We start from the raw sequence: 23,893 nt of genomic DNA on the forward strand, positions 1-23,893 counted from the left end.
TTGAGGCGCATATAAGCTGAAGTGGCTAGAGGAAACACCGAGATGGCGCAATCAAGCAGCGCAGACGAGCGCCGACGCTCGCTCAAGCCGCTCAGGCGCCTGTTTCCGTATATCGCCGGATATCGCACGCTGGTCGTCGGCGCCCTTATCTCACTGGCCATCGCGGCGGCAACGACATTGGCACTGCCGCTGGCCGTCCGGCGCATGATCGACCACGGTTTCTCGTCGGCCAGCACCACCTTCATCGCCGAATATTTCGGCGCCCTCGTGGCGATGGCCGCCGTGCTGGCCGCGGCGTCGGCCGGCCGTTACTATTTCGTCATCACGCTCGGCGAGCGCGTCGTCGCCGACATCAGGCGCGATGTCTTTGCCCATGTGACGACGCTGTCGCCTGCCTTCTTCGACACCGCCCAGTCGGGGGAAATCGTGTCACGGCTGGCCGCCGACACCACGCAGGTCAAGTCGGCGGTAGGCGCCACGGCTTCGGTGGCGCTGCGCAACGTCATCCTCGGCCTCGGCGCGGTGGGCATGATGGTCGTCACCAGCCCGAAACTCTCCGGCCTGGTCATCGGGGCGATCCCCGTGATCGTGCTGCCGCTGGTCGCCTTCGGCCGCTCGGTGCGGCGCAAGTCAAGGCAGGCCCAGGACACGCTTGCCGACGCGACGGCCTATGCCAGCGAGCAGATCGGCGCGGTGCGCACGCTGCAGGCCTTCACCAATGAGAGACTGGTCACCGGACGATTCTCGGGCGCGGTGGAAGCGGCCTTCGAGGCAGCGCGCGCTTCGATCTTCGCGCGCTCCTTCCTCACCTTCTTTGCCATCTTCACCATTTTCTCCTCGGTCGTGGCGGTGCTGTGGTTCGGCTCGCGCGACGTGCTCGACGGCACGATATCGCCTGGCACGCTTGGCCAATTCCTCCTTTATTCGGTGTTCGCCGCTGGCGCGCTCGGCGCGCTGTCGGAAGTCTGGGGCGAACTCGCGCAAGCCGCAGGTGCCGCCGAACGGCTGACCGAGATTCTGGCCGAGACGCCGGCGATCCAGGCGCCGGCCGATCCGAAGCCGCTGCCGGCGGTTGCCAAGGGCGCGATCGCCTTCGAGAATGTTTCCTTCTCCTATCCGGCGAGACCCGATCGCGCCGCCGTCCACGGCCTGAGTTTTCAAGTCATGCCCGGCGAGACGGTGGCCATCGTCGGCCCCTCGGGTGCCGGCAAGAGCACGGTGTTCTCGCTGATCCTGCGCTTCTACGATCCGGAAACCGGCAAGATCCTGGTCGATGGCGTCGACGTGCGCGAAGCCGATCCCGTTTCGGTCAGGCAGCGCATCGCCATCGTGCCGCAGGACGTCACCATCTTCGCGGCGAGCGCGCGCGACAATATCGGCTTCGGCCGGCCAGGCGCCAGCGAGGCCGAGATCGAGGCCGCGGCCAAGGACGCACTGGCCGACGAGTTTATCCTCAGGCTCGAGAACGGCTATGACAGCCAGGTCGGCGAGCGTGGCGTGACGCTGTCCGGCGGCCAGCGCCAGCGTGTGGCGATTGCACGTGCCATCCTGCGCGACGCGCCGATCCTGCTGCTCGACGAGGCCACCTCGGCCCTCGACGCCGAAAGCGAGACGCTGGTGCAGACCGCGCTCGAGCGGCTGATGCGGGGGCGCACCACCATCGTCATCGCCCACCGGCTGGCGACGGTGCTGAAGGCCAACAGGATCCTGGTGATGGATGGCGGCCGCATCGTCGAGGAAGGCACGCATCAGAGCCTGGTCGCCAAGGGTGGCATCTATGCACGGCTCGCCAAGCTGCAGTTCGAGACCGGCGCCAGCGCCTTCAGGGGCGCGGCGGAGTAGCAGGTTCAGTTCGCCTCGGCGCAACGAAAATTGTCGTCTCAGGCGGCATCTCAGCCGCCGTAGCGCTGCCTCAAATGGTTGACGAAGTACGTGGCGTTGAGCTTCTCGCCGGTGGCGCGCTCAAGCAGGTCCGGCGTCGACCAGCGCGACCCCTGCGACCAGATTTTCTCGCGGCGCCAACCGTTGATCGCCTCGAAATTCCCCTTTGCAAGGTCTTCGTCGGCTGAAGGATGCTCGCGCGTCAGCGCGGTCCATTGCTGCGCCGCCATCATCGCGCCCAGCGTATAGGACGGGAAATAACCGAAGGCGGCACCCGGCCAATGGACGTCCTGCATCGGCCCGTCGGCGGGGTTGTCGATGGTCGAGAGACCAAGATAGTCGCGCATCCTGGCATCCCAGGCTTCGGGCAAATCAGCCACTTCGAGGCTGCCCGAAACAAGCTCCTGCTCCAGTTCGTAGCGAAGGATGACGTGCAAAGGATAGGTCACCTCGTCGGCGTCGACGCGGATCAGGCCACGTTCGACACGATGCACATGCGGCAGGATATCGTCGAGCGACCAGGCTTCGCCGAGATGCTTCTCCACCACCGGCAGCGCCCAGCGCCAGAAGGCAGGATTGCGCCCGATCTGCTTTTCGACGAACAGGCTCTGGCTCTCATGCACGGCCATGCCGCGGGCCTTGCCGAGCGGCCAGTGCGCCCACGCCTTGGGCAGGTTCTGTTCGTAGAGCGCATGACCGGTCTCGTGCAGCACGCCCATCAGCGCCGACAGGAAATCCGAGGTCTTGTAGCGCGTGGTGATGCGCACGTCGCTGGGCACGCCGCCGCAGAACGGATGGTGCGACACCGACAGTGAGCCGTGCGTCAGGTTGAAGCCGACCGCCGCCATCATGGCAAGGCCGAGTTCGCGCTGCCGGTCGATGGCATAGGTACCCGAAAGCGGTTTCAGCGGATGCTTGCGCAGCCGCGCTTCCTGGATCGCCAGCGCCTCCGGCACGAAACCCTTGAGGAAGGCCTTGAGGTCGGCGAAGACGGGCGTGATGTCGGCCGTGCGATTGCCGGGATCGTATTGTTCCATCAGCGCGTCATAGGGGGCAAGGCCGAGCACGTCGGAGCGCAGGGCGGCCTCTTCGCGCACCAGCGCCACCACGCCTTCAAGCGCCGGCTGAAAACCCGCCCAATCGTTCTTGGCGCGCAGGGCACGCCACAATTGCTCGCAGCGCATGCGCGCCGTCGTCTGGCGCTCGACGAATTGGACCGGCAGGCAGGTCAGGTTGGTGTATTGCCGCCGCAGCTCGGCGAGAGCCGCCCGCTGCTCATCGTCCAATGCCTCGCCTTCGGCCGCGGCGATCCAGTCCGATATTTCCGGCGCGGTCGCCCTGGTGTGATACATGCCGGCAAGGGCCGCCATCGCCTCGGCGCGCTTCTCGCCACCACCGACGGCCATGTGGGTCGCCTCATCGGCGCCGAGGATGGCCAGCGCATGCTCAAGCGCTTCGAGCTTGTGGCCGAGATCGTCGAGTTTGTGAAAGGACATGGCGGCTTCCGTGGTTGAGGACGGGGCGAAAAGACACCAACGCAAAAGCATTGGCAACCCTCGGATGCCATCCGGCAGATGCAGCTTGCGCAAGCGAGGTTGGGCATGAAATGCTGCCGGCGACGGATGAAGGGGGAGCAGAATGATCGGCAACATCCTGGTCGGGCTGGTGGCCTTGATCCATGTCTACATCGTCTATCTCGAGATGGTGCTTTGGGACACGCCGCGCGGGCACAAGACATTCCGCCTGACGCCGGAATTCGCCGGTGCCTCCAAAGTGCTCGCCGCCAATCAGGGTCTCTATAACGGCTTTCTCGCCGCCGGCCTGATCTGGGGGCTTTACCTCGGCGCCGCCGGTTTCCAGGTCGAGGTCTTCTTCCTGTTGTGCGTGACCATTGCCGGTCTCTATGGCGCGGCGACGGTCGGCCGCAAGATCCTGTACATCCAGACCGTGCCGGCGGTGGTCGCCCTGGTCGCGGCCTGGCTCGGTTGGTAGGCAGGATGGGCTGGTAAGGAAAGAAAAAGGACGCCAGCGGGATTGGGGTCCCGAAGGCGTCAGTGGGTCCCTTCCTTCAGGACGTTTCCAGGCCGGAATAGCCTCAGCCGTTCGGATAGTTTCCGCCGTCGGCGCCATCACCCATCAGGAAACCGCTGCCGGTGTCGACCATCAGACGTTGATCCACATTGTCGAGCCGGCGCAGCAGGTCATGGTATTGCGCGGCCGGGATCCTGCCGTGATCCGACGCGGCTATTCTCTCGGCGACCTGACTGATGCGGGCGGTGCGCATTTCCAGGCGCTCCGCGACGGCCGGGGTGATGTGGTTGGCTTGCCTGGCGTCGACGATGCCCTGATGAACACCCTGGACCTGCTGAACGAGCGCCTCGACACGGGGGCCTGCCATGTCGGTGGGGGCGGTCGCATCGAGAGCACCCTTGTGGTGGCCCGCGGCATAGGCGCCGGCAAGCGGGACGGCAATGAGAATTGCGGCAAGCGTTGCAGTCTTGAGAGATGCTGATGAGCGCATGGGGCGCTTCCTCCTGCTGGGAAGGGAGAGCGGCCGCGCCGCCTCGCCTCCCGACCATTTTGGGTCGTCCAGTCCCGTCGCGTCGCGATGGGAGGCATCGCCGGCGGTTCTCGGCCCTGCGCAGCAAGCTAGGAGCGCTTCGGCGCGAAGTGTAATTAAAAAAAGATAATCTTTTCAGGCCTTGCCGGCGGATGCCTGCGCCCTAGAGTTGAGCCGGCGAACAATTTCGCGTGAGTTCGCGTGATGATGGATCAACGTTCGGTGAGCTTCAGTTCAATGCGGCGGTTCTTGTTGCGCGCCTCTTCGGTGTCGGCGGGATCGAGCGGCTGGAATTCCCCGAAGCCGGCGGCGACGAGCCGGTTGGCCGGCACGCCATTTTCGATCAGGAACTTGACCACCGAGGTCGAGCGCGCCGTCGACAGTTCCCAATTGTCGCGATAACGGCCGGTGCCGGACAGCGGCTTGTTGTCGGTGTGGCCGTCCACGCGCAGCACCCAGTTGATCTCCGGCGGGATCTCTTTCTGCAGTTCGATGATGGCGTCGGCGAGCTTCTTCATCTCGACCTTGCCGGCATCGTTGATCACTTCGGATCCGGTCGGGAACAGAACCTCCGACTGGAACACGAAGCGGTCGCCGACGATGCGGATGTTCTCGCGATCGGCCAGGATTTCGCGCAGACGTCCGAAGAAATCGGAGCGGTAGCGGTTCAGCTCCTGCACACGCTGCGCCAGCGCCACGTTCAGGCGACGGCCGAGATCGGCGATCTTGGTGTTGGAATCGCGGTCGCGCGTTTCGGAGACGTTGAGGGCATCCTCGAGCGCGCCGATCTGCTTGCGCAATGCCGCGATCTGCTGGTTGAGGATCTCGACCTGGCTCAGCGCCTGCTGGCTGATCTGGCGCTGGCTGTCCAGTTCGCCGCCCAGCGCCGCGGCTCGCTGGTTGGCGGCGTCGCCGGCACCCGCACCTTGCGCCAGCAACTGTTCGAGCCGGCTCTTCTCCGCCTCCGCCGCCGACAGCGACGCCTGCAGGTTGGCCAGCGAATCGTCCTTGTCCTGTGCCGTCGAGCGCTCCAGCGCCAGAAGCTGGGTCAGTTCGTTGATCTGCGAATTGAGGCGCGACAGCGCCGTATCCTTGCCGGAGATTTCGCGCCCGAGCAGGAACTGCGCCAACACGAAGACGGTGAGCAGGAACATGATGGCGAGCAACAGCGTCGAAAGCGCGTCGACGAAGCCCGGCCAATAGTCGATGCGGCGATCGGTACGCCGGCCCCTGGCAAGCGCCATGCTAGTGCACCCCGGGCTTCTTCAGCGCGTCGGCGATCTTTTCCAGCGTGTTGCGCATCGCCTTTTGTTCGTCCGACTGGGCTTCGACCCAGTCGCGCATGATCTGCTGTTCGGAGCGCATGTTCTTGACCAAGCCGGAAATGCCATCGGCGAGATTGGCCATGGCGGTGGCGACGCGCGGGTTGGAGCCGCCGCCATTTTCCTGCATGCTGCGCAGCCGCTCCGAGAGGACGCGGATCTCGTCGGAAGAGTCGGCCTTGGCCGGGTCGGAAACGACGATGTCGGACGACAGATCCGTGACCGAGGACAGCCAGTTCTCGAGCTCGGTGTAGAAACGTGTCTGGGCGCGGCCGGCCTGCAAGTCGAGGAAGCCGAGCACGAGCGAGCCGGACAGGCCGAACAGCGAGGACGAGAAGGCGGTGCCCATGCCGGCCAGCGGCGCCGACAAGCCCTGTTTCAGCGAATCGAGCACCGCGGCGGCGTCACCCGTGCCGGGATCCAGCGATTCGATGGTCTCGCGGATCGAGCCGATCGTATTCAGCAGACCCCAGAAAGTGCCAAGCAGGCCGAGGAACACCAAAAGGCCCACAAGGTAGCGCGAGGTGTCGCGGCTTTCGTCGAGGCGGGTGGCGATGGAATCGAGCATTGTGCGCATCGATGAGGTCGAAAAGGCCATGGACGAGGAACGGCCGATCATCGCCTTCATCGGCGCCAGCAGCACCGGTTCGGTGGTTTCGGAGCCGGCCCGGAAAGAGTTGACCCAGCGGACCTCGCGAAACAGCCGCCCGACCTGCGTGAAGGCCAGCAGGATACCGACGACGAGCACGCCGACGATCAGGCCGTTGAGGCCCGGGTTGGTGACGAAAGCGGTGGTGACCTGGCGGGTCAGGATGGCGGCGATGAAAGCGACGATGGCCAGGAAGATGACCATGGTCAGCAGGAAGACCTGCGGACTGGACAGTTTATGCGGGTCGTAGATCAGCACGTCGGAGCGCCTGCCCATGCCGAAGGATCTGAGAAAAGCCATCCGTGCCCCGTTTCCGATGCCGCTGCCGCCGATCACGTAGTTGGCAACTCTAAACGGAATTATGACCAAATTGAATGGTGCTTGGCAATATTGCCACAGGCGGCCTTTGGAGCCGGCGCATCAGAGGCGGTTGATGACGAGGCAGTCGACCATGGCCGCCAAATGCAGGCCGGCGCCGGTGACGACGAAGCCGTGCCACAGTGCGTTGTGGAAGCGCAGCGCCTTCCAGGCGAAGAAAATCACGCCACAGGAATAGACGACGCCACCGGCGACGATGAGCACGATCGACGTGGTCGGCAGCGTCTCGATGAGCGGCTTGACGAGAACGATGCCGCTCCAGCCGATGGCGAGATAGAAGACGATCGCCAGCCTGTCGAAACGGCCGGGGAAAAACACCTTGATGGCAATGCCCGTTGCGGCCGCGGCCCAGACCAGGACGATCATCCAGCGCGCCAGCGCAGAGTTTCCCAACTGGGCGAGAAAGGGTGTGTAGGTGGCGGCGATCAACAGATAGATCGCGGCATGATCGAAGCGCCGCAGGATCCATTTCGCGGGCGAGGTCACCGGCCACAGATTGTAGGTCAGCGATACCGAGAGCACGGTGAGCAGCGACACGACATAGAAGGCGGCGGCGATATATTCGCCGGGCCCGACCCGGAAGGCGGCGAGCGCCAGCAACGCCGAACCGGCCGTGATCGCCAGCACGATCCCGACAGCATGGACGATCCCGTCGGCGATCATCTCGGCGCGCGAATAGTGCCAGCGTCCGATGAACGGAATCTCGATCTGTGGCGAGGTGTTGGTCATCTACCGTCCTGCATCACCCCATATCTGGGCAACCGACGGACAGTATTTCAAGCTTTGTTTGCGGTTTTACGACGACGCGCTTTGCCTTGACGCAATGCCGGATGCAAAACCGCGAACATTTTTCCCGGATTGCTTCAGCGCGGCGAGAGCGGCTTTTTCACCGTCTTCAGCAATGCGCGCTGGATGATCTCGTTGCCGGCGACGACCGTGCCGGTGTCCAGCATGTCCTGTCCGCCATCCATGTCGGAGGCGAAGCCGCCCGCTTCGCGGATCAAGAGCAGGCCGGCGGCCATGTCCCAGGCCGACAGGCCCACTTCCCAGAAGCCGTCCATGCGGCCGGCGGCGACATAGGCAAGATCGAGCGAGGCGGAGCCCATGCGGCGGACGCCGGAGACCTCGGCCATGACGTTGCGCAGTTCGACCAGGAAATTGCCATGATGGCCGCGGCCGAGATGCGGCACGCCGCAGCCGATCACCGTGTCGACAAGCTTGGTGCGGCCGGCAACGCGCAGGCGGCGATCATTCATGAAGGCGCCGCCGCCGCGCTCGGTGGTGTAGAGCTCGTCCATGGCGGGATTGTAGACGACGCCCGCCACGATCTGGCCTTGGCGCTCCAGTGCGATCGAGACGGCGAAAAGCGGGATGCCGTGCAGGAAATTGGTGGTGCCGTCGAGCGGGTCGACGATCCAGCGGTGCTGGCTGTCATCGCCGGCGACGGCGCCGCGCTCTTCCATCAGGAAGCCGTAGCCAGGACGTGCCTTCGACAGTTCGGCGAAAACGATGTCCTCGGCCTTGCGGTCGGCCTGGCTGACATAGTCGCCGGGGCCCTTCATCGAGACCTGCAGGTTCTGGACCTCGCCGAAGTCGCGCGACAGCGAGCGGCCGGCCTTCATTGCGGCCTGGACCATGACGTTGAGGAGGGCTGAGCGTGCCATAGTGCTTCTTCCTGGTGCGGCGCTTTAAATTCTGTCTCGATGCATGCCGGTGACCCAAACCGGGGCCGTTTCCCGGCGACATGCATGCATCAGTCGGCGCGGCGCACGTAAGTGATTTCGTTGGTGTCGACGATGATGCGTTCGCCGGCACCGATGAAGGGTGGCACCAGCACGCGAATGCCATTTTCCAGCACCGCCGGCTTGTAGGAGGATGCCGCCGTCTGGCCCCTCACCACGGGATCCGCCTCGGTGATGGTCAGCGTCACGTAATCGGGCAGCGAAATGCCGATCGGCCGCTCCTCGTAGAGCTGAACCGTCACCATCATGCCGTCCTGCAGGAACGCGGCGCGGTCGCCGACGAAATCCTTGTTCAGTTCGAGCTGCTCATAGCTTTGGGTGTCCATGAACACCAGCGCGTCGTCCTGCTCGTAGAGGAAGGAAAAGTCCTTCAGGTCTAGCCGGATCTGCTCGACCGTCTCGGCCGAACGGAAGCGCTCGTTGAGCTTGGTGCCGTTGATGAGGTTCTTCAGCTCAACCTGGTTGTAGGCGCCGCCCTTGCCGGGCTTGACGGTGTTGGTCCTGACCGCCACCCAGAGGCCGCCATCGTGTTCGATGACGTAGCCGGGGCGGATTTCGTTGCCATTGATCTTGGCCATGATGATGGGATCCGGGATGCTGCCAACGGCCGGGCCATTGGTATGGGATGTTCGCCGACAGGCGATTTAAGGCTCCAAGACCACAAATCGCCCGGAGAGGCAAGGGAGGGCGGGTTGCGGCTGAGCAACGGGGGCGGGCACCGGCCGGTTCCGCCTACCGCCATCAGGGCAGGCGGTTGGCCTTCTGCAGGGCCTGCTTGGTCTGGTCGTCGCTCAGCCCTTGCAGGAAATCGTCCATCTGCTGATCGATGAGACCGGCGCGGCGGGCGACGATGTACCAGGCGCCGGCGAGCACGAGGTCGGGATCGGTGCCGATGCCTTGCATATAGAGTTTTGCCAGCCGGTTCTGCGCCGCGACATTGCCGCCTTCGGCGGCTTGCTTCGTCCAGCCGAAGGCCGATTTCAGGTCACGCGCGCCGCCGCGGCCCTCGATCATCCAGGCGGCGAGATCGATCTGCGCGGTGTCGTAGTTCTGACGGGCGGCCTGCGCCAGCAGCCGCCGTGCCTGTGCATCGTCGCGCGGCTTGCCGCCGACGCCGTTGGCATAGATCTGCGACATGGCGTACTGCGCGTCGGCAAGACCGGTCGCGGCGGCGCGCTCATAGTAGGAAACCGCCTTGGCCAGGCCGGCGTTGCCGGGATCCTGCTGGACCAGCATCTGCGCGAAATTGAACTGCGCAAGCTGATTGCCGGCTTCGGCGGCGGCCTGCATCAGGGCGTAGGCTTCCTTCGCGTCCTTCTTGACGTAGCGGCCGTCGAGCAGCATCAGCGCATATTGGAACTGCGATTCCGGCACACCCTGCTCGGCGGCAAGCGCGTACCATTTCGCGGCTTCGGCCGCGTTCAACGGCACGCCCAACCCACGCGACAAGATCTCGGCCACCAGCGTCTGCGCCGCCGGATCGCCATTCTGCGCGCGGACCAGCGCCAGATTATAGGCGGTCTTGTAAAGACCACGCTGGAAGGCACCATAGGCAGCGTCCGCCGGCTTGGCGCCAAAGCGGTCGGGATTGACGCTGTCGGCCGACGGCAACGGCGCGGGTTCCGATGTAGTGGCGGGCTGCGGCAGCTGCTTTTCGATCGGCTTGTCGGTGTGCACGCCGGTTTCAGGCTTGGGCTGCGGCAAGGGAACGGTTTCGGCGGCGGCGGCCTGGATCATCACCGCCGCGAGCAGGGCCTGAAGGGAAAGCCTTGCCAGGAACACGTCAGTCCTCAAGGCGCGGCGCTGTTTCGTCGAGCAGCGCATTGGCCCGGGCGATCGCCACCTTCGGATCGATGCCGTCGGCGAACACGGCGCTCGACAGCGCGACGAATTCGGCGCCGGTGGCGGCCACGGTTTCGACAGAGGCAAGATCGGAACCGGCCTCGACGATGCAGGGGATCTGGATCATCTGCGCCCACCATTGCCCCAATGACAGGTTGCGCGGATGCGGCTCGGGCTTGTTGTCGTAGCCGAACCGGCCGAAGAAAATGTAGTCGGGCCGGGCTTCGCCGAGTTCGAGCGCGTCGTCACGCGTCTTGGCGCCGCCGGCGCCGACCGTCATTTTCGCCTGGAAATGTTCGATCGTCTCGGCGAGTTCGGCCTTGGAGACCTCGACATGGATGCCGTCGGCCTGGACGCGGCCCGCGATGCGGGTGTCGCCAGCGATAATGACGGCCACTCCGGCGGCCTGCGCGGCCGGCACGATACGCTCGGCGAAGGCCTGGAAGGAGGCCTCGTCCATGCCGTTCTCGGGCAGGATCAGCGAGGCGACATCGCCGCCGTCAAATGCGGCCGTGATCCGATCCGCCGACACGCCGGACGGCGCGATCAGCACGATGCGGCAGCGGTTGGGGGGCGTTGCGTCATTCATGGTCTTCGATCCCGGGTTTCGCCTATGCCGGGCGAAGATGGTTGGATTGCGGCATAGAGCAAACTGCCCGCTTTGAACAGGCGGGCAGCCGGATCGCGATTTTTGATCCGCCGGGCAGCCGGCGCGTCGCCTTACCTGATCGGCTCGGGGCTCGCGGCGGCCGGTCTCGGTTTCCACAATGTCCAGCCGAGGTTCATGCCGGCGGCCGCGATCAGGATGGCGGCGGCGCCGGCGACCTGACTGAGGTGCAGCCGGTGGCCGAAGGCGGTGACATCGACCAGGATGGCAACGACCGGATAAATGAAGGACAGCGACCCCTGCAGATGCGTCGGCAGCTTCTGGATGGCGCCGTACATAAGGATGTACATCAGGCCGGTGTGGACGATGCCGAGCGTTGCCAGCATGGCCCAGCTCCATGGATCGCCGGGGAGATGCGCGAAATTGGCGAAGGGCGCGAGCATGACGACGCCGACGCAGACCTGAATCAGCGCGATCAGATGCGGTGGCGTGCCCTTGAGCTTCTTGGTGACGATTGCCGCGACGGCCCAGAAAAAGGCGGCGGCCAGAGCCATCAGGATGCCGGCGAAATAGTTCGTGCCGACATCAGCGGCATCGGGAGCAGCGGCGACGATCAGCAGCATGCCGGCGAAGGCGATTGCCAGCCATGTCAGCTTGGTCAATGTCAGCCGCTCGGCGAACAAGAGCGCGCCGAAGCCGACCAGCATGAAAGGCTGCGTGTTGTAGACGGCGGTGGCGATCGAGATCGACGCGCGCGAGAAGGCGCTGAACAAGAGCAGCCAGTTGATGACGATCGCCGCACCCCCAAGCGCGGCAAGGCCGATGACGCGCAACGACAGCCTGTTGCGCAGTAATCCAAGCGAAGCGCAGATGAAGAGCAGCGTCAGCGCGCCGAACGCGCAGCGCCAGAACACGACATCCATGATCGGCTGACCGGACATGATGACGAACCAGCCGATCGTTCCCAGGATCGCCATTGCGGCCGACATTTCGACCGTGCCTCGTACCGTATCGTTCATAATAAGCCTCTGAACCCGTTGAGGCGGCATAATCTCATGTGAGGTCTGGGCTATCCATCTCCTAGGAAAGGCAATATAATGATAGTGCCTAATTAAATTAGGCATCCGCTCGAAATCAACGAGAAATAGAAAATGCTGGATGATTTAGACCGAAATCTGCTGGAAATCCTGGTCAGGGATGCGCGAACCTCGCTGAAGGATCTGGCGGCCCAGGTCGGGCTATCGTCGCCGAGCGTTTCGGAGCGGCTGCGGCGCCTCGAGGAGCGCGGCGTCATCCGGGCGTTCACCGTCGAGATCGATCCGCTGGCGCTCGGCTATACGCTGCAGGCGATCGTGCGGATCAAGCCTCTGCCGGGCAAGCTGCACATCGTTCAGAAATTGATCGAGGAGATTGAGGCGTTTGGCGAATGCGACAAGGTGACCGGCGACGACTGCTTCGTCGCCCGGCTGTTCGTGCGCTCGATCGGCGACCTCGACGGCATTCTCGATCGCATCGCCGACAAGGCCGAGACCAGCACCGCCATTATCAAGGCACAGCCGATCCGGCGGCGACCGCCGCCACTGGGGTTGCCGGCGGCCTCGTAGGCTTGACACGGCATGGCAGTGGTGGAAAGGCGCGGCCAGTCCACCATCTGTCAGTCTTCCGCCGGATGACCGTCCGAGGAGCCAAAAAAAGATGGCGCAGAACATTTATGATCAACCCGATTTCTTCGCGGGCTACAGCCAGCTTGGCCGCTCCGTCGAAGGCCTGGATGGTGCCGCCGAGTGGCCGGCGTTGCGCGCGATGCTGCCCGATGTCGGTTGCCTGAGGGTCGTCGACCTCGGCTGCGGCTTTGGCTGGTTCTGCCGCTGGGCACATGAAAATGGAGCGAGGGAAGTCCTTGGGCTGGACCTGTCGGAGAAGATGCTGGCCCGTGCGAGAGCGGCCGGCCCGGACACCGGCATCACCTACGAGAGAGCCGACCTCGACCAGCTCAGCCTGCCGCAAGGCGGCTTCGACCTCGCCTACAGTTCGCTCGCCTTGCATTACGTCGAAGACATTGAGCGCCTGTTCGGGGCCGTGCACGAAGCCCTGTCGCCCGGCGGGCATTTCGTCTTCTCGACCGAGCATCCGATCTACATGGCGCCGACCAATCCGGGCTGGTCGATCGATGGGGAGGGGAAAAGGACCTGGCCTGTCGACCAGTATCTGGTGGAAGGGCCGCGCAAGACCAACTGGCTGGCCAAGGGGGTGGTGAAACATCACCGCACCATCGGCACCACGCTCAACGCCCTGATCCGCGCGGGTTTCACGATCGAGCATGTCGAGGAATTCCGTCCGACGGACGCGCAGATCGCGGCCAGACCGGACCTGGCGGAAGAACTCGAGCGGCCGATGTTCCTGCTGGTTTCGGCGTGCCGATAGAATAGGGGCATGGCGAGGCGCGCGGGTTGCTTTTGCTGTCGCTCGACTCAAGATTGTGGGCTATTCAGGCGTCGACGCGCTTTCCCTCCAGATCAGTTCCTCCTCATGTCAGGCCTGCTTCTCGATCCGTGGTTCTACGCGGCCGCCATTCCGGCGGTCATCCTGGTCGGCCTGTCCAAGGGCGGCTTCGGCGGCGCGGTTGGTTTCGTCGGCGTGCCGCTGATGGCGCTGACCATGCCGCCGGTTCAAGCGGCCGCCATCCTGCTGCCCATCCTGTGCCTGATGGACATCGTCTCGGTGTGGACATGGTGGGGCGTGTACGACCGCAAGATGCTGGTCGACATGATGCCGGGCGCCATCGTGGGCATCGGGCTTGGCTGGCTGACGGCGGCACTGGTCACCGAGGAAGCGGTGCGGCTCATCGTCGGCGCCGTTGCCATCATCTTCGTGCTGCGCTGGCTTTACCTGCAATTTCGTCATGGTTCCGACCATGCGGCCGCACCTAATCGCGTGGCCGCGGCCATATGGGGCACGGTCGCAGGCTTCACCAGCTTCGTCGCCCATGTCGGCGGCCCGCCCTTCCAGGTCTATGCCTTGCCGATCCGGCTCGACCCCAAGGTGTTGTCGGGCACGGCAGCGATCTTCTTCGCCGCTACCAACGCCCTGAAACTCATCCCCTATTTCGCGCTCGGCCAGTTCGACACCGCCAATCTGACGGCGTCCGCCGTGCTGATGCCGCTGGCGCCACTGTCGACCATCGCCGGTGCCTGGCTGGTGCGGCGGATGCGGCCAGAAATTTTTTATCCCTTCACCTATGCGACCGTGGCGGTCGTGGCAGTGAAGCTTCTGTGGGACGGGATCGCCGGCATCATGTAGCGCTCCAGCCGCGTCAGGCGGCGCTGGGCACCATGCGTCTTGGCCGGCTGAGCGCCATTGTGGCACCGGCGGCAAGGACCACCACCATGCCGGCGAGAATCCCGACGTCGTGCAGGGTAGGCTTCAGAACCATGTCGGTGATGATGATGAGCATGACCGCATAGTCGAAGCGCGCCGCCCGCAGGATGCGCTGTCCATAGCCAAGTGCCGCAGGCGTCACGCCATCCCTGGCGATCATCGCGCCCATGCGGTCGGCGGTCGGCTTGAAGACGAACATGCCAATGCAGAAGGTCGTGGCGTATCCGGCAAGCCCGATCAGGACCCAGAGATCGGAGAAGCCGACCCAGAACGAGCACATGATCAATCCGAAGACCAATGTCAGCATCGACATCGGAGCGAAGAAGCGGTTGCCCAGTTCGCCAGTGGCGCGCATCGCCTGCAGCGTTCCCTGGATGTTGCCGGCGCGATCCGCCAGCGTCGCCAGCACCATCAGCGTGAAGCCGCCGCCGACCCAAAGCATCGCCGAAAGGATGTGCAGCAATTTGATGATGGAATACCAATCCATGGCTTTTTCCCCGATGTCCAATGGTTGCTGGCGAGGCCGCGCCATTGCCCGCCCGCCGCTTCGATGCCGCAGCGTTTAGCGCCGCGGCTGTTTCAGGACGATGTCGTGGAAAAACCGGCTGTGTTTCAGGCTGCCGGCTAACGAAAGGAGAGACTAATATGATGAACCCACCGCCCGGTTTTCTGCTATCGTCGGCAGCGTCGGGGAGCGACATCGTCCGGAAACACTGCCGATGCTAGTGCCGACGCCGGAAGTCCGGCGGCGACAGCGCTCGCCTGACGATCAACCCATTCCCAGCTTGGGAAAAAGGCAATTCGGGGGACTAATATGCAAGGGGTAGCACGGAATTTCTTCACGCTGGCGATCATCTACGCGTTGTGCGGCATGGCGCTCGGCATCCACATGGCGATCAGCGAAGACCACGGCCAGATGCCGACCCACGCCCACACGATGGTGGCCGGTTGGTTGATGTCGGCGGTTTTCGCGTTCTTTTACCACCTGTTTCCGGCTGCCGGGCAAAAGACGCTGGCCCTTGTCCATTTCTGGCTGACGGCAATCAGCGGCATCGGGCTGATGATCGGCCTTTATATACTGCTTGCCGGAAATCCGGGGATCGAGCCGTTGCTGGGGATATCTTCGATCGGCTTCTACGCAGGCATGCTGCTGTTTGCCTTCATCGCCTTGCCGGTGGTGTGGAAAAAAAGCCTGAGTGAAGGCTGAAACCCAGCCGGTGCGGCTGTGTTGTTACGGCACAGGAGCACGGTGTTGGGTAAAAAAACATCAGAGCCGTTAAGGGTTCATTAAGCTTTACAGGCGTTTACTATGTCCATCCAGTGATCTGGATTCTTACCGAGTGGTTGGAGCCACTTTGTTTGACGCCTCCCTGTTAAACTCCTGAGAGCCGCCTTATCCGCGGCTCTTTTTTTGTCCGCACCCAGGCGGCATTCCGCACGGCCGAACGCCGTTAACCTTCTGTTAAACATGTGCTTGCCTTCACCCCGGACGAAGCGCATTTTCAAGCTTCAGTTTTATAGGGTCACGGGTGTATCGGCAGAGAGCCGAATCGGCCGGTCGCAAGTGCAGGGGCGTATCAATGAACGAGCCTTCGAAGGGCATTGCGAAAACCGTCAAGCTGGCGGAACGCCGGGTGTTTTCGCACTCCTTCAAACCGCTTTACCAGGAAGGCATGGGCCTGGTCGAACAGGCGGCGGAGTATCTCGACGGCAAGGGCCGGGCAGAGGCCAAGAAACTGTCGCGGCTGGCGGCCACGCTCTACGCGGCCGAATCGATGCGGCTGACCACCAGGCTGATGCAGGTTGCCTCGTGGCTGCTTTTGCAGCGTGCGGCGAATTCCGGCGAGATGACGCGCGATCAGGTCGCTTCGGAAAAATCCAAGGTGCGTCTCGACACCGCTTCCGCCCATGACGAGGCGGCCGGCTGGGCTGAACTGCCGACCGATTTTCTCGATCTCGTCAACCGGTCGTTGCGCCTGCAGGCATTGGTGCGCCGCATGGACGAAGAGATATATGGCGCAGGCGCCGTGGTCGACATGCAGCCCGTGGCTCGCCGGCCCAATCCGGTATCGGACCAGATCAGCTTGCTCAACACGGCGTTCGCTCGAAACTGAGAACGTCGAGGCCTTCCCGGTTGGTCGGGCAAATGTTTCCGGTTTGTTCACTTTTCGCTGGCATCGCTGTCCGCCGGAGGTACACTCACGGCATGGGGGACGCGATTCGCATCATCGGGATCGATCCGGGGCTCAGGCGCACCGGCTGGGGCATCGTCGAGAGCCTCGGCAATTCCTTGCGCTTTGTTGCTGCGGGCACCGTGCGCTCGGAGGACAAGGCGGCGCTGGCGACGCGGCTTTGCCAGCTGCATGACGGGCTTGCCGAGATCCTGCATCGGGCGATGCCGCATGAAGCCGCGGTCGAACAGACCTTCGTCAACAAGGATGCCGTGGCGACGCTGAAGCTCGGCCAGGCGCGCGGCATCGCTATGCTGGTGCCGGCGCGCGCCGGCCTCGTCGTCGCCGAATATGCGCCGAACGCGGTGAAGAAAGCGGTGATCGGCGTCGGTCATGGCGACAAGAAGCAGATCCACATGATGGTGAAGGTGCTGTTGCCGAAAGCGATCTTCGACACCGAACATGCCGCCGACGCGCTGGCCATCGCGATTTGTCACGTGCATCACCGGCAAAGTGCCGCTTACCGAATGGCGCTTGCCGAATAGCAATGTTCTTGACTTGTTCACGCTGCGCGCGTAGTAATACCCTAGAGGTATTACCATGCGCGTGACCACCAAGGGCCAAGTCACAATCCCCAAGCCGATAAGGGACCATCTGGGCATCGGACCGGGCTCCGAGGTTGAGTTCGTGGCCACCGAGGAAGGGGCTCGGCTCGTTGCCGTCAATGAAAACCTGTCCGATGAAGAAGTCGCGCGCAGGTTCAGGAATATTCTCCACGGCATGGCGGGCACACTGGATCTGGGAGGCATGACCGCCGACGCTTACATGGAGTGGTTGAGAGGCCCGCGTGAAGATCTCGACGTTGATTGACACCAATGTCCTCATCGACGTTTGGGGGCCAACCGGGCCGCTGACGGAATGGTCAGCGTCTGCAATCGTTTCATGTCGTAGCGACGGCGCATTGGTCGTCAATACAATCGTCTGGTCTGAGCTCGCGCCGCTGATCCCGACGGAGACGGCGCTTCGAAGAGCCGTCGACATGCTCGAAATGGATCGCGAACTTGTACCTTGGGACGCGGCATTCCTTGCGGGCGTCACGCATTCCCGCTATCGCCGGGCCGGCGGCGTTCGGGAACGCATCTTGCCTGATTTCTTTATTGGTGCTCATGCGGCTGTTGCCGGACATCGTCTTTTGACCCGCGACGCCGCGCGCTATCGCAGTTATTTCCCCGATCTCGATATCATCTCTCCGGAAACGCACCCATGAGGGGCTTATCTCCCATGAAAGATCTGGCATGATCGGCAAGCTCAAGGGTACGCTCGACGAGGTCGACGAAGACCATTGTCTCGTCGATATCCACGGCGTCGGCTACGTCGCGTACTGCTCGACCCGCACGCTTGCCGCGCTGCCTTCGCCTGGCGAAGCGGTGGTGCTGTTCATCGAGACCTATGTGCGAGAGGACATGATCCGGCTCTATGGTTTCCAGTCGCAGCTCGAGCGCGAATGGTTTCGGCTGCTGATGAACAATGTGCCGGGTGTCGGCGCCAAGGTGGCGCTGGCCATCCTGTCGACGCTGGCGCCGGCTGACCTTGCCAATGCCATTGCACTGCGCGACATCGCCATGGTTTCCCGCGCGCCCGGCGTCGGCAAGAAGGTGGCCGAGCGCATCGTCACCGAATTGAAGGCCAAGGCGCCGGCCTATGCGGGCACCACCGGCACCATTGGGCTCAAGCAGGAACTCGGCGAAGGCGTAGCGCCGGCGCCGATCACCGACGCCGTCTCGGCGCTGGTCAATCTCGGCTATTCCCGCGACACCGCCGCCAATGCGGTGTCAGCAGCGCTGAAGACGGCGGGCGAGGGCGCCGATGCGTCCAAACTGATCCGTTTTGGGTTGAAGGAACTGGCACGGTGAGCCATCGCTTGTCCGGGGCGCTGCCCTGTGCAAGGAAGGTCCCATGAGCCTTTCCCCCCGCCTCATTGCACCGGAAAAGCGCGGCGAGGATGCCGAGCAGACCCTGCGGCCGCAAACGCTTGACGATTTCGTCGGCCAAGCGGCGGTGCGGGCCAATCTCAAGGTCTTCATAGAGGCCGCCAAGGGCCGCAAGGAAGCGCTCGACCATGTGCTGTTCGTCGGACCGCCGGGGCTGGGCAAGACGACGCTGGCGCAGATCATGGCGCGCGAACTCGGTGTCAATTTCCGCTCGACCTCCGGGCCGGTCATCGCCAAGGCCGGCGATCTCGCGGCATTGCTTACCAATCTCGAAGAAGGCGACGTGCTGTTCATCGACGAGATCCACAGGCTCAACCCGGCGGTGGAGGAAATCCTTTATCCGGCGATGGAGGATTTCCAGCTCGACCTGATCATCGGCGAGGGTCCGGCAGCGCGTTCGGTGAAGATCGACCTAGCGCACTTCACGCTGGTCGCCGCCACCACGCGGCTCGGCCTGCTCACCAATCCGCTGCGCGACCGCTTCGGCATCCCGGTGCGGCTCAACTTCTACACCGTCGAGGAGTTGGAGCAGATCGTGCGGCGCGGCGCGCGCATCCTGCAGATGCCACTCGGCGACGACGGTGCGCTGGAAATCGCGCGGCGCGCGCGCGGCACGCCACGCATTGCCGGACGGCTGCTGCGGCGCGTGCGCGATTTCGCCTCGGTGGCCGGCGACGGCCATGTCGACCGCCTGATCGCCGACGAGGCCTTGACCCGGCTCGAAGTCGACGCGCTTGGCCTCGACGCCCTCGACCGCCGCTATCTCAGCATGATCGCCCGTAATTTCGGCGGCGGTCCGGTCGGCATCGAGACCATCGCCGCCGGCCTGTCCGAGCCGCGCGATGCCATCGAGGACATCATCGAGCCCTATCTGATCCAGCAGGGGTTCATCCAGCGCACACCACGCGGACGCATGCTGACCGCCAATGCCTGGCGCCATCTCGGCCTCGATGCGCCGAAGGATTTGGCGCAGCAGCAGATCAATCTGTTCCAGGAAGAATAGCCACGCAAGCGATCAGGCGCGGGTTTCGCGGACTAGCGATCAAGCATCAGTGAACGGGCCTGCGCAAATTCTCCTCATCTTCGCCGGCTTACCGGCGTATTGCTGGATTGTATCGGGTTCGCTGCATCCATGCATGTCCTCCTCCCGACCGAGATCGCTTTTGGGCGACATGTAGCAGCGCATGCCGAAATGAGGTGCCGGAGCCACTTGATGATAACCAGACGCGGGTTCCTGCGCTTTATCGGCGGGTCGTTCCTGTCGGTCGCCTCCTTCAGCGCCTACGCCGTCGGTATCGAGCCGATGCTGCTGACGCATGTGAAGCGCTATGCGCTGACGCCACCGCATTGGCCGGCCGGATTGAAGCTGCGCGTCGTCGCGCTCGCCGACATCCATGCTTGCCGGCCGTGGATGACGCCGGAGCGGATCGCTTCGCTTGCCGAAGAGGCGAATGCCTTGCAGCCGGACCTGATCGTGCTGCTCGGCGACTACATAGCCGGCATGCGCCTGGTGTCGCAAAGGGTGACGCCGCCGGAATGGGCTGGCGCCCTGTCGGGCCTCAAGGCGCCGCTCGGCGTGCTGTCGATCCTCGGCAATCACGACTGGTGGGCCGACGGCTTCGCGCAGCGGGCCGAAGTCGGCCCGACGATCGCGCGCAAGGCTCTGGAGAAAGCCGGCATCCCGGTGCTGGAGAACGACGCCGTGCGTCTGGAAAAGGACGGACATGGCGTCTGGATCGCGGGCCTCGCCGATCAGTTGGCGCTGTTGCCGAAAAAGAAGCACGAGCCTCCCAGGGGATTGGACGATCTCGACGGCACGCTGGCCAAAATCAGCGACGCCGCGCCCGTCATCCTGCTGGCGCACGAACCGGACATTTTTCCAAAAGTTCCGTGGCGTGTGTCGCTGACGCTATCGGGACACACCCATGGCGGGCAGGTGCGGCTGTTCGGCTATTCGCCGATCGTGCCATCCCAGTTCGGCAATCGCTACGCCTATGGCCATGTCGTCGAGAACGACCGCAACCTCATCGTCTCGGGCGGGCTTGGCTTCAGCAATTTGCCGATCCGTTTCGGAATGCGCCCGGAAATCCTGCAGATAGACCTCGGCTGACCGGCGCGTCATGGCAGGCTTCGGGTCATGGCAGGCTTCGGATTGTGTCCAGCACGTCAGGCTCGGCCTTGTCGCCATTGAACGCGTCGACGATACCGAAAGCCCCGCCATAGCTCCACACCGACCATGAGAAGCCATGTGCTTCGGCCCGAGCGATCATGTCCCTGACATAGGCGGCCCGATACTCGGCCGGCATCACATAGGCATTGCCATACTCCTGGCGGATCATGCCGAACTCGCCCAGCGTGATGTCTTCCGGCTTGATGCCGTTGGCCCTCGCCCAAGCCTCGACAGCCTTGAACGGCGCATCCATCAGGCCAAGCAGCTTGTCGGCGCTGTCCATGCTGGCGACCTGCTCGTCGAGATAGGCAAGCAGGCCATGCTGCCGTGTCCACGGCGCCTCGGCCTTGATCCGGGCGCGGATGGTGTCCAGCGTCACATCAAGCTGCGCCTTCGGCACCGCGGTCAAAGGATAGGGCAGGCCGGTCACATAGGGAATGAAGTCGCTGGCCCAGGTCGCGCCCTGATGAGTGAGCAGGAACGGGTCATAGGAGTGGAAGGTCCAGATGACGTTGTCGTCGGGGATCGTCTTGGGGTCGATCTTTTCCAGAGACGAAGCAGCGGAATAGCAAGCTCCGGTCAGGATCAGCGTCAGTTTCGTCGCCGAGGCGCGCGCCGCCGCGAACAGCTTGCGCTGGCGGTCGGGCCACAGGCTGGTGCCGTCGCTGTCGCAATCGACGATCGGCTCGTTCATGGGTTCGAAAGCGACCTTCTCGGGATCTTCGGCGGCCAGCGTGCGCGCCATGCCGCGAACCACCTCGACATAGCGGTCGAAGGTCGCGGGGTCGTCCATCACTTCGCCCATGCCGATCTTGCGGCCGCCGCCGGCCGGGGTCAGGTGCATGTCGACGATGACCTTCAGTCCGGCGCGATTGATCATGCGCGCCGAGTCCAGCACGCTGGCATTGAGTTGGTCACGAAGGTCCGTTGTCTTGTCCGAGAGAAAAGGCGACGGATCGACCGGCATGCGCAGGAAATCGAAGCCGGCATCCTTCAGCGCCTTGAGGTCGTCCTCGTTGAGGAATTTGCGCCATTCCGGGTAGGGCAGGATGGCCTTGGCATCACCCCACTGGTCCTCGCCGGGCCAGGTGACCCACTGGTCGAGATTGAGACCGCGCTTCATGGAGAAGGTCGCCGCCCCACCCGAGAGTGTAGAAGCGGCCAGCGCCAGCACGACCGCCATCAAGGTCTTGATCATCGTCGTCAACAGTGCCATCGGGTTCATCCGCCAAAAAATACCTGCCGCGTCGGCATCCAAAAGGGAAGCGCAATGGGCGATCATGGTGAATCCGCGGCATTGCTGGCAGGGCTTTCCGGTGCGCTGACCGCGTTCGGCCACCGGCTGATGGCGCGGGTCTATTATGCCGATACCGATTTCTCGGGTGTCGTCTATCACGCGCGCTATCTGGAATTCCTCGAGCGCGGCCGCTCCGACTATCTCAGGCTCACCGGCGTGCATCACACCGAACTCGCCGACGGCAAGCACGGCGAGAAGATCGTGTGGGTGGTGCGCCGCATGGAGATCGACTTCCGCATCCCGGCCCGTATCGATGACATCCTGACCGTCGACACCCGCACCGAGACCATCTCCGGCGCGCGTATCTTCATGGCGCAGCAGCTCAAGCGCGGCGAAGAGGTGCTGGTCGAGGCCAAGGTCGAGGCGGCGATCATCGGCGAGAACGGCCGGCCGAGGCGTTTTCCCAGGGAATGGGTGGCGGCGTTCATGCCCAAGGTCGTTCCCCAGGACTGATTGGACGGATCGCGTGCCGACTTCGCCAGCGCCGCCGCTGGGGCGCGGCAATGCGCCGCGCCTTACGGACTAACCCATCCTTAACCATAACGGTTCATGAAGAGATTGGTGAAGATTGGCGTTATCCAGCGCCTTCCTTTCACCAATATTTGCCCCGAAAAGGCCGCTAACGGCACGGTTTGGGGTGTCCGGTAGCTTCGTGCGAACCGACCACAAGGGATGCCATGGGCCAGCCGCCAGCTTCGCCCGGAAAATCTTAAGGACGTAACGATGGAAAATATCGCACTCGCCGAACCGGGCGCGCAATTGTCGATTTGGGCCTTGTTCATGCAGGCCAGCTGGGTGGTCAAGCTGGTCATGATCGGGCTGCTCTGCGCCTCGGTGTGGACCTGGGCGATCATCGTCGACAAGCTGGTTGCCTATGGCCGCATGCGCCTGGCGCTGAACCGCTTCGAGCAGGTTTTCTGGTCCGGGCAGTCGCTGGAGGAGCTCTATCGCACCCTTGCCGACCGCAAGACGACAGGCATGGGCGCCATCTTCGTCGCCGCCATGCGCGAATGGAAGAAGAGTTTCGAGAAGGGCGCCAAGTCGCCGCTCGGCCTGCAGACCCGCATCGACAAGGCCATGGACCTGGCGCTGACCCGTGAGATGGAAAAGCTGGAGGGCCGCCTCGGCTTTCTTGCCACCACCGGCTCGGCGGCACCTTTCATCGGCCTGTTCGGCACCGTCATCGGCATCATGACCTCGTTCCAGGCCATCGCCGGCTCAAAGAACACCAGTCTCGCGGTGGTCGCGCCCGGCATCGCCGAGGCGCTGCTGGCGACGGCCATCGGCCTGCTCGCCGCCATTCCGGCGGTCATCGCCTATAACAAGCTGTCATCGGATGCGAGCAAGATCGCCGTGCGGATGGAGGGGTTCTCCGACGAGTTCTCCGCCATACTCTCGCGCCAAATCGATGAAAAAGTCGCGCCGAAGGCCTGAGGGACGATCATGGGAATGTCTGTAGGCGCAGGTGGTGGACGTGGCGGCAGGGGTCATCGACGGCGCGGCCGTCACCATGCATTGATGTCGGAGATCAATGTTACGCCGATGGTCGACGTGATGCTGGTGCTGCTGATCATCTTCATGGTCGCCGCACCGATGCTGACGGTCGGCGTGCCGATCGACCTGCCCGACACGCAGGCCAAGGCGATGAATGCCGACACCCAGCCGATCACCGTCTCGATCGATGCGACCGGCAAGATCTTCCTGCAGGAAACCGAGATTCCGATCGAGGAGCTGGTGGCCAAGCTGCAGGCGATTTCGAAGACCGGCTATGAAGAGCGCATCTTCATCCGCGGCGACAGGTCGACGGACTACGGCACGGCGATGAAGGTGATGGCCCGCATTTCGGCCGCTGGCTACAAGAACATCGGCCTGGTTTCACTGCAGGAACAGGATCAATAGACACAC

The 23,893-nt window shown here is 63.6% G+C and carries 28 protein-coding genes; 16 read left to right on the forward strand and 12 right to left on the reverse strand.

Annotation, left to right across the window (positions count from 1 at the left end; translation table 11 throughout):
• Nucleotides 1-42 precede the first annotated feature (42 nt).
• The gene (locus FJ543_RS08885) at nucleotides 43-1,842 is read left to right on the forward strand and encodes an ABC transporter transmembrane domain-containing protein (RefSeq protein ID WP_140874749.1); all 1,800 of its coding nucleotides are present in this window, start codon (nucleotides 43-45) and stop codon (nucleotides 1,840-1,842) included.
• 50 nt (nucleotides 1,843-1,892) lie between these two features.
• On the opposite strand, the gene FJ543_RS08890 is transcribed toward FJ543_RS08885, so the two are convergent.
• Nucleotides 1,893-3,377, reverse strand: a complete 1,485-nt coding sequence (locus tag FJ543_RS08890; protein ID WP_140874751.1) for a carboxypeptidase M32 — start codon at nucleotides 3,375-3,377, stop codon at nucleotides 1,893-1,895.
• A gap of 142 nt (nucleotides 3,378-3,519) precedes the next feature.
• On the opposite strand from FJ543_RS08890, the gene FJ543_RS08895 reads away from it, so the two are divergent.
• A complete protein-coding gene (locus FJ543_RS08895; RefSeq protein ID WP_015315243.1) occupies nucleotides 3,520-3,873 on the forward strand; it encodes a DUF1304 domain-containing protein in 354 nt (117 codons plus the stop codon).
• Between the two features lie 103 nt (nucleotides 3,874-3,976).
• Here the strand turns inward: FJ543_RS08895 and FJ543_RS08900 are convergent, their stop codons facing one another.
• The 9 genes from FJ543_RS08900 to FJ543_RS08940 all read right to left on the reverse strand — a co-directional run bounded on the left by FJ543_RS08900 (nucleotide 3,977) and on the right by FJ543_RS08940 (nucleotide 12,000).
• Nucleotides 3,977-4,402: a hypothetical protein gene (locus FJ543_RS08900; RefSeq protein WP_140793042.1), complete on the reverse strand. Its 426-nt coding sequence runs from the start codon at nucleotides 4,400-4,402 to the stop codon at nucleotides 3,977-3,979.
• Between the two features lie 251 nt (nucleotides 4,403-4,653).
• A complete protein-coding gene (locus FJ543_RS08905) occupies nucleotides 4,654-5,685 on the reverse strand; it encodes a peptidoglycan -binding protein (protein ID WP_109664719.1) in 1,032 nt (343 codons plus the stop codon).
• 1 nt (nucleotide 5,686) lies between these two features.
• A complete protein-coding gene (locus FJ543_RS08910) occupies nucleotides 5,687-6,712 on the reverse strand; it encodes a MotA/TolQ/ExbB proton channel family protein (protein WP_041163650.1) in 1,026 nt (341 codons plus the stop codon).
• A gap of 120 nt (nucleotides 6,713-6,832) precedes the next feature.
• On the reverse strand, nucleotides 6,833-7,519 hold the full coding sequence (locus tag FJ543_RS08915; RefSeq protein WP_140874753.1) for a hemolysin III family protein: 687 nt from the start codon (nucleotides 7,517-7,519) through the stop codon (nucleotides 6,833-6,835).
• A 134-nt stretch (nucleotides 7,520-7,653) separates the two neighbouring features.
• Nucleotides 7,654-8,454: an inositol monophosphatase family protein gene (locus FJ543_RS08920; protein ID WP_140874755.1), complete on the reverse strand. Its 801-nt coding sequence runs from the start codon at nucleotides 8,452-8,454 to the stop codon at nucleotides 7,654-7,656.
• A gap of 89 nt (nucleotides 8,455-8,543) precedes the next feature.
• Entirely contained in the window at nucleotides 8,544-9,110 is a 567-nt protein-coding gene (gene efp, locus FJ543_RS08925; protein WP_015315249.1) for an elongation factor P, read from the reverse strand.
• Nucleotides 9,111-9,273: 163 nt separating this feature from the next.
• Nucleotides 9,274-10,314 carry a tetratricopeptide repeat protein gene (locus tag FJ543_RS08930; RefSeq protein WP_181173949.1) on the reverse strand — a complete coding sequence of 347 codons (1,041 nt, stop codon included), beginning with the start codon at nucleotides 10,312-10,314 and terminating at the stop codon, nucleotides 9,274-9,276.
• Nucleotide 10,315: 1 nt separating this feature from the next.
• A complete protein-coding gene (locus FJ543_RS08935; RefSeq protein ID WP_140719987.1) occupies nucleotides 10,316-10,963 on the reverse strand; it encodes a thiamine phosphate synthase in 648 nt (215 codons plus the stop codon).
• A gap of 131 nt (nucleotides 10,964-11,094) precedes the next feature.
• Nucleotides 11,095-12,000, reverse strand: coding sequence for a DMT family transporter (locus FJ543_RS08940; protein ID WP_140874757.1), 906 nt, complete (start codon nucleotides 11,998-12,000; stop codon nucleotides 11,095-11,097).
• Nucleotides 12,001-12,132: 132 nt separating this feature from the next.
• Between FJ543_RS08940 and FJ543_RS08945 the strand changes: the two genes are divergently transcribed.
• From FJ543_RS08945 to FJ543_RS08955, 3 genes are all read left to right on the forward strand, one after another.
• Nucleotides 12,133-12,585, forward strand: a complete 453-nt coding sequence (locus FJ543_RS08945) for an Lrp/AsnC family transcriptional regulator (protein WP_015315253.1) — start codon at nucleotides 12,133-12,135, stop codon at nucleotides 12,583-12,585.
• 91 nt (nucleotides 12,586-12,676) lie between these two features.
• Nucleotides 12,677-13,405 carry a class I SAM-dependent methyltransferase gene (locus FJ543_RS08950; protein ID WP_140874759.1) on the forward strand — a complete coding sequence of 243 codons (729 nt, stop codon included), beginning with the start codon at nucleotides 12,677-12,679 and terminating at the stop codon, nucleotides 13,403-13,405.
• 105 nt (nucleotides 13,406-13,510) lie between these two features.
• Nucleotides 13,511-14,281, forward strand: coding sequence for a sulfite exporter TauE/SafE family protein (locus FJ543_RS08955; RefSeq protein WP_015315255.1), 771 nt, complete (start codon nucleotides 13,511-13,513; stop codon nucleotides 14,279-14,281).
• 13 nt (nucleotides 14,282-14,294) lie between these two features.
• Here FJ543_RS08955 and FJ543_RS08960 read toward each other — a convergent pair whose 3' ends face one another.
• Nucleotides 14,295-14,846 carry a DUF2269 family protein gene (locus FJ543_RS08960; RefSeq protein WP_140616634.1) on the reverse strand — a complete coding sequence of 184 codons (552 nt, stop codon included), beginning with the start codon at nucleotides 14,844-14,846 and terminating at the stop codon, nucleotides 14,295-14,297.
• 327 nt (nucleotides 14,847-15,173) lie between these two features.
• On the opposite strand from FJ543_RS08960, the gene FJ543_RS08965 reads away from it, so the two are divergent.
• The 8 genes from FJ543_RS08965 to FJ543_RS09000 all read left to right on the forward strand — a co-directional run bounded on the left by FJ543_RS08965 (nucleotide 15,174) and on the right by FJ543_RS09000 (nucleotide 20,631).
• A complete protein-coding gene (locus FJ543_RS08965; protein ID WP_015315257.1) occupies nucleotides 15,174-15,566 on the forward strand; it encodes a hypothetical protein in 393 nt (130 codons plus the stop codon).
• Between the two features lie 373 nt (nucleotides 15,567-15,939).
• Nucleotides 15,940-16,473 (forward strand): DUF1465 family protein, encoded by a 534-nt coding sequence (locus tag FJ543_RS08970; protein ID WP_015315258.1) that lies wholly within the window; start codon nucleotides 15,940-15,942, stop codon nucleotides 16,471-16,473.
• Between the two features lie 92 nt (nucleotides 16,474-16,565).
• Nucleotides 16,566-17,075 (forward strand): crossover junction endodeoxyribonuclease RuvC, encoded by a 510-nt coding sequence (gene ruvC, locus FJ543_RS08975; RefSeq protein ID WP_015315259.1) that lies wholly within the window; start codon nucleotides 16,566-16,568, stop codon nucleotides 17,073-17,075.
• Nucleotides 17,076-17,130: 55 nt separating this feature from the next.
• A complete protein-coding gene (locus tag FJ543_RS08980) occupies nucleotides 17,131-17,400 on the forward strand; it encodes an AbrB/MazE/SpoVT family DNA-binding domain-containing protein (RefSeq protein WP_015315260.1) in 270 nt (89 codons plus the stop codon).
• Nucleotides 17,378-17,797, forward strand: a complete 420-nt coding sequence (locus FJ543_RS08985) for a type II toxin-antitoxin system VapC family toxin (RefSeq protein ID WP_140822584.1) — start codon at nucleotides 17,378-17,380, stop codon at nucleotides 17,795-17,797. The genes FJ543_RS08980 and FJ543_RS08985 overlap by 23 nt, the downstream gene beginning before the upstream one ends.
• A 28-nt stretch (nucleotides 17,798-17,825) precedes the next feature.
• The gene (ruvA, locus tag FJ543_RS08990) at nucleotides 17,826-18,443 is read left to right on the forward strand and encodes a Holliday junction branch migration protein RuvA (RefSeq protein ID WP_140874761.1); all 618 of its coding nucleotides are present in this window, start codon (nucleotides 17,826-17,828) and stop codon (nucleotides 18,441-18,443) included.
• 43 nt (nucleotides 18,444-18,486) lie between these two features.
• Nucleotides 18,487-19,524, forward strand: a complete 1,038-nt coding sequence (gene ruvB / locus FJ543_RS08995) for a Holliday junction branch migration DNA helicase RuvB (RefSeq protein ID WP_015315263.1) — start codon at nucleotides 18,487-18,489, stop codon at nucleotides 19,522-19,524.
• A gap of 210 nt (nucleotides 19,525-19,734) precedes the next feature.
• Nucleotides 19,735-20,631 carry a metallophosphoesterase gene (locus tag FJ543_RS09000; protein WP_140874763.1) on the forward strand — a complete coding sequence of 299 codons (897 nt, stop codon included), beginning with the start codon at nucleotides 19,735-19,737 and terminating at the stop codon, nucleotides 20,629-20,631.
• 25 nt (nucleotides 20,632-20,656) lie between these two features.
• Here the strand turns inward: FJ543_RS09000 and FJ543_RS09005 are convergent, their stop codons facing one another.
• Nucleotides 20,657-21,907: a cellulase family glycosylhydrolase gene (locus tag FJ543_RS09005; RefSeq protein ID WP_140874765.1), complete on the reverse strand. Its 1,251-nt coding sequence runs from the start codon at nucleotides 21,905-21,907 to the stop codon at nucleotides 20,657-20,659.
• A gap of 54 nt (nucleotides 21,908-21,961) precedes the next feature.
• Between FJ543_RS09005 and ybgC the strand changes: the two genes are divergently transcribed.
• From ybgC to tolR, 3 genes are all read left to right on the forward strand, one after another.
• A complete protein-coding gene (gene ybgC, locus FJ543_RS09010) occupies nucleotides 21,962-22,441 on the forward strand; it encodes a tol-pal system-associated acyl-CoA thioesterase (protein ID WP_015315266.1) in 480 nt (159 codons plus the stop codon).
• A 270-nt stretch (nucleotides 22,442-22,711) separates the two neighbouring features.
• On the forward strand, nucleotides 22,712-23,422 hold the full coding sequence (tolQ, locus tag FJ543_RS09015) for a protein TolQ (protein ID WP_015315267.1): 711 nt from the start codon (nucleotides 22,712-22,714) through the stop codon (nucleotides 23,420-23,422).
• Between the two features lie 9 nt (nucleotides 23,423-23,431).
• Entirely contained in the window at nucleotides 23,432-23,887 is a 456-nt protein-coding gene (gene tolR, locus FJ543_RS09020) for a protein TolR (RefSeq protein WP_015315268.1), read from the forward strand.
• The last annotated feature ends 6 nt before the right edge of the window (nucleotides 23,888-23,893 follow it).

This window comes from Mesorhizobium sp. B2-5-7 (assembly GCF_006440875.1).
In the GTDB taxonomy this organism is placed as follows: Bacteria; Pseudomonadota; Alphaproteobacteria; order Rhizobiales; family Rhizobiaceae; genus Mesorhizobium; species Mesorhizobium australicum.

Bases quoted from the DNA above. Each gene is read 5' to 3' on its own strand.
- FJ543_RS08900 (WP_140793042.1), bottom strand. From the start codon at position 4,402: ATGCGCTCATCAGCATCTCTCAAGACTGCAACGCTTGCCGCAATTCTC.
- FJ543_RS08970 (WP_015315258.1), top strand. From the start codon at position 15,940: ATGAACGAGCCTTCGAAGGGCATTGCGAAAACCGTCAAGCTGGCGGAA.
- FJ543_RS09000 (WP_140874763.1), top strand. From the start codon at position 19,735: ATGATAACCAGACGCGGGTTCCTGCGCTTTATCGGCGGGTCGTTCCTG.
- efp (WP_015315249.1), bottom strand. From the start codon at position 9,110: ATGGCCAAGATCAATGGCAACGAAATCCGCCCCGGCTACGTCATCGAA.
- FJ543_RS08890 (WP_140874751.1), bottom strand. From the start codon at position 3,377: ATGTCCTTTCACAAACTCGACGATCTCGGCCACAAGCTCGAAGCGCTT.
- FJ543_RS08940 (WP_140874757.1), bottom strand. From the start codon at position 12,000: ATGAACGATACGGTACGAGGCACGGTCGAAATGTCGGCCGCAATGGCG.
- ybgC (WP_015315266.1), top strand. From the start codon at position 21,962: ATGGGCGATCATGGTGAATCCGCGGCATTGCTGGCAGGGCTTTCCGGT.
- FJ543_RS08910 (WP_041163650.1), bottom strand. From the start codon at position 6,712: ATGGCTTTTCTCAGATCCTTCGGCATGGGCAGGCGCTCCGACGTGCTG.
- FJ543_RS08980 (WP_015315260.1), top strand. From the start codon at position 17,131: ATGCGCGTGACCACCAAGGGCCAAGTCACAATCCCCAAGCCGATAAGG.
- FJ543_RS09005 (WP_140874765.1), bottom strand. From the start codon at position 21,907: ATGGCACTGTTGACGACGATGATCAAGACCTTGATGGCGGTCGTGCTG.
- FJ543_RS08885 (WP_140874749.1), top strand. From the start codon at position 43: ATGGCGCAATCAAGCAGCGCAGACGAGCGCCGACGCTCGCTCAAGCCG.
- FJ543_RS08950 (WP_140874759.1), top strand. From the start codon at position 12,677: ATGGCGCAGAACATTTATGATCAACCCGATTTCTTCGCGGGCTACAGC.
- FJ543_RS08895 (WP_015315243.1), top strand. From the start codon at position 3,520: ATGATCGGCAACATCCTGGTCGGGCTGGTGGCCTTGATCCATGTCTAC.
- ruvB (WP_015315263.1), top strand. From the start codon at position 18,487: ATGAGCCTTTCCCCCCGCCTCATTGCACCGGAAAAGCGCGGCGAGGAT.
- tolR (WP_015315268.1), top strand. From the start codon at position 23,432: ATGGGAATGTCTGTAGGCGCAGGTGGTGGACGTGGCGGCAGGGGTCAT.
- FJ543_RS08920 (WP_140874755.1), bottom strand. From the start codon at position 8,454: ATGGCACGCTCAGCCCTCCTCAACGTCATGGTCCAGGCCGCAATGAAG.
- FJ543_RS08945 (WP_015315253.1), top strand. From the start codon at position 12,133: ATGCTGGATGATTTAGACCGAAATCTGCTGGAAATCCTGGTCAGGGAT.
- FJ543_RS08905 (WP_109664719.1), bottom strand. From the start codon at position 5,685: ATGGCGCTTGCCAGGGGCCGGCGTACCGATCGCCGCATCGACTATTGG.
- FJ543_RS08935 (WP_140719987.1), bottom strand. From the start codon at position 10,963: ATGAATGACGCAACGCCCCCCAACCGCTGCCGCATCGTGCTGATCGCG.
- FJ543_RS08915 (WP_140874753.1), bottom strand. From the start codon at position 7,519: ATGACCAACACCTCGCCACAGATCGAGATTCCGTTCATCGGACGCTGG.
- ruvA (WP_140874761.1), top strand. From the start codon at position 17,826: ATGATCGGCAAGCTCAAGGGTACGCTCGACGAGGTCGACGAAGACCAT.
- FJ543_RS08955 (WP_015315255.1), top strand. From the start codon at position 13,511: ATGTCAGGCCTGCTTCTCGATCCGTGGTTCTACGCGGCCGCCATTCCG.
- ruvC (WP_015315259.1), top strand. From the start codon at position 16,566: ATGGGGGACGCGATTCGCATCATCGGGATCGATCCGGGGCTCAGGCGC.
- FJ543_RS08960 (WP_140616634.1), bottom strand. From the start codon at position 14,846: ATGGATTGGTATTCCATCATCAAATTGCTGCACATCCTTTCGGCGATG.
- FJ543_RS08965 (WP_015315257.1), top strand. From the start codon at position 15,174: ATGCAAGGGGTAGCACGGAATTTCTTCACGCTGGCGATCATCTACGCG.
- tolQ (WP_015315267.1), top strand. From the start codon at position 22,712: ATGGAAAATATCGCACTCGCCGAACCGGGCGCGCAATTGTCGATTTGG.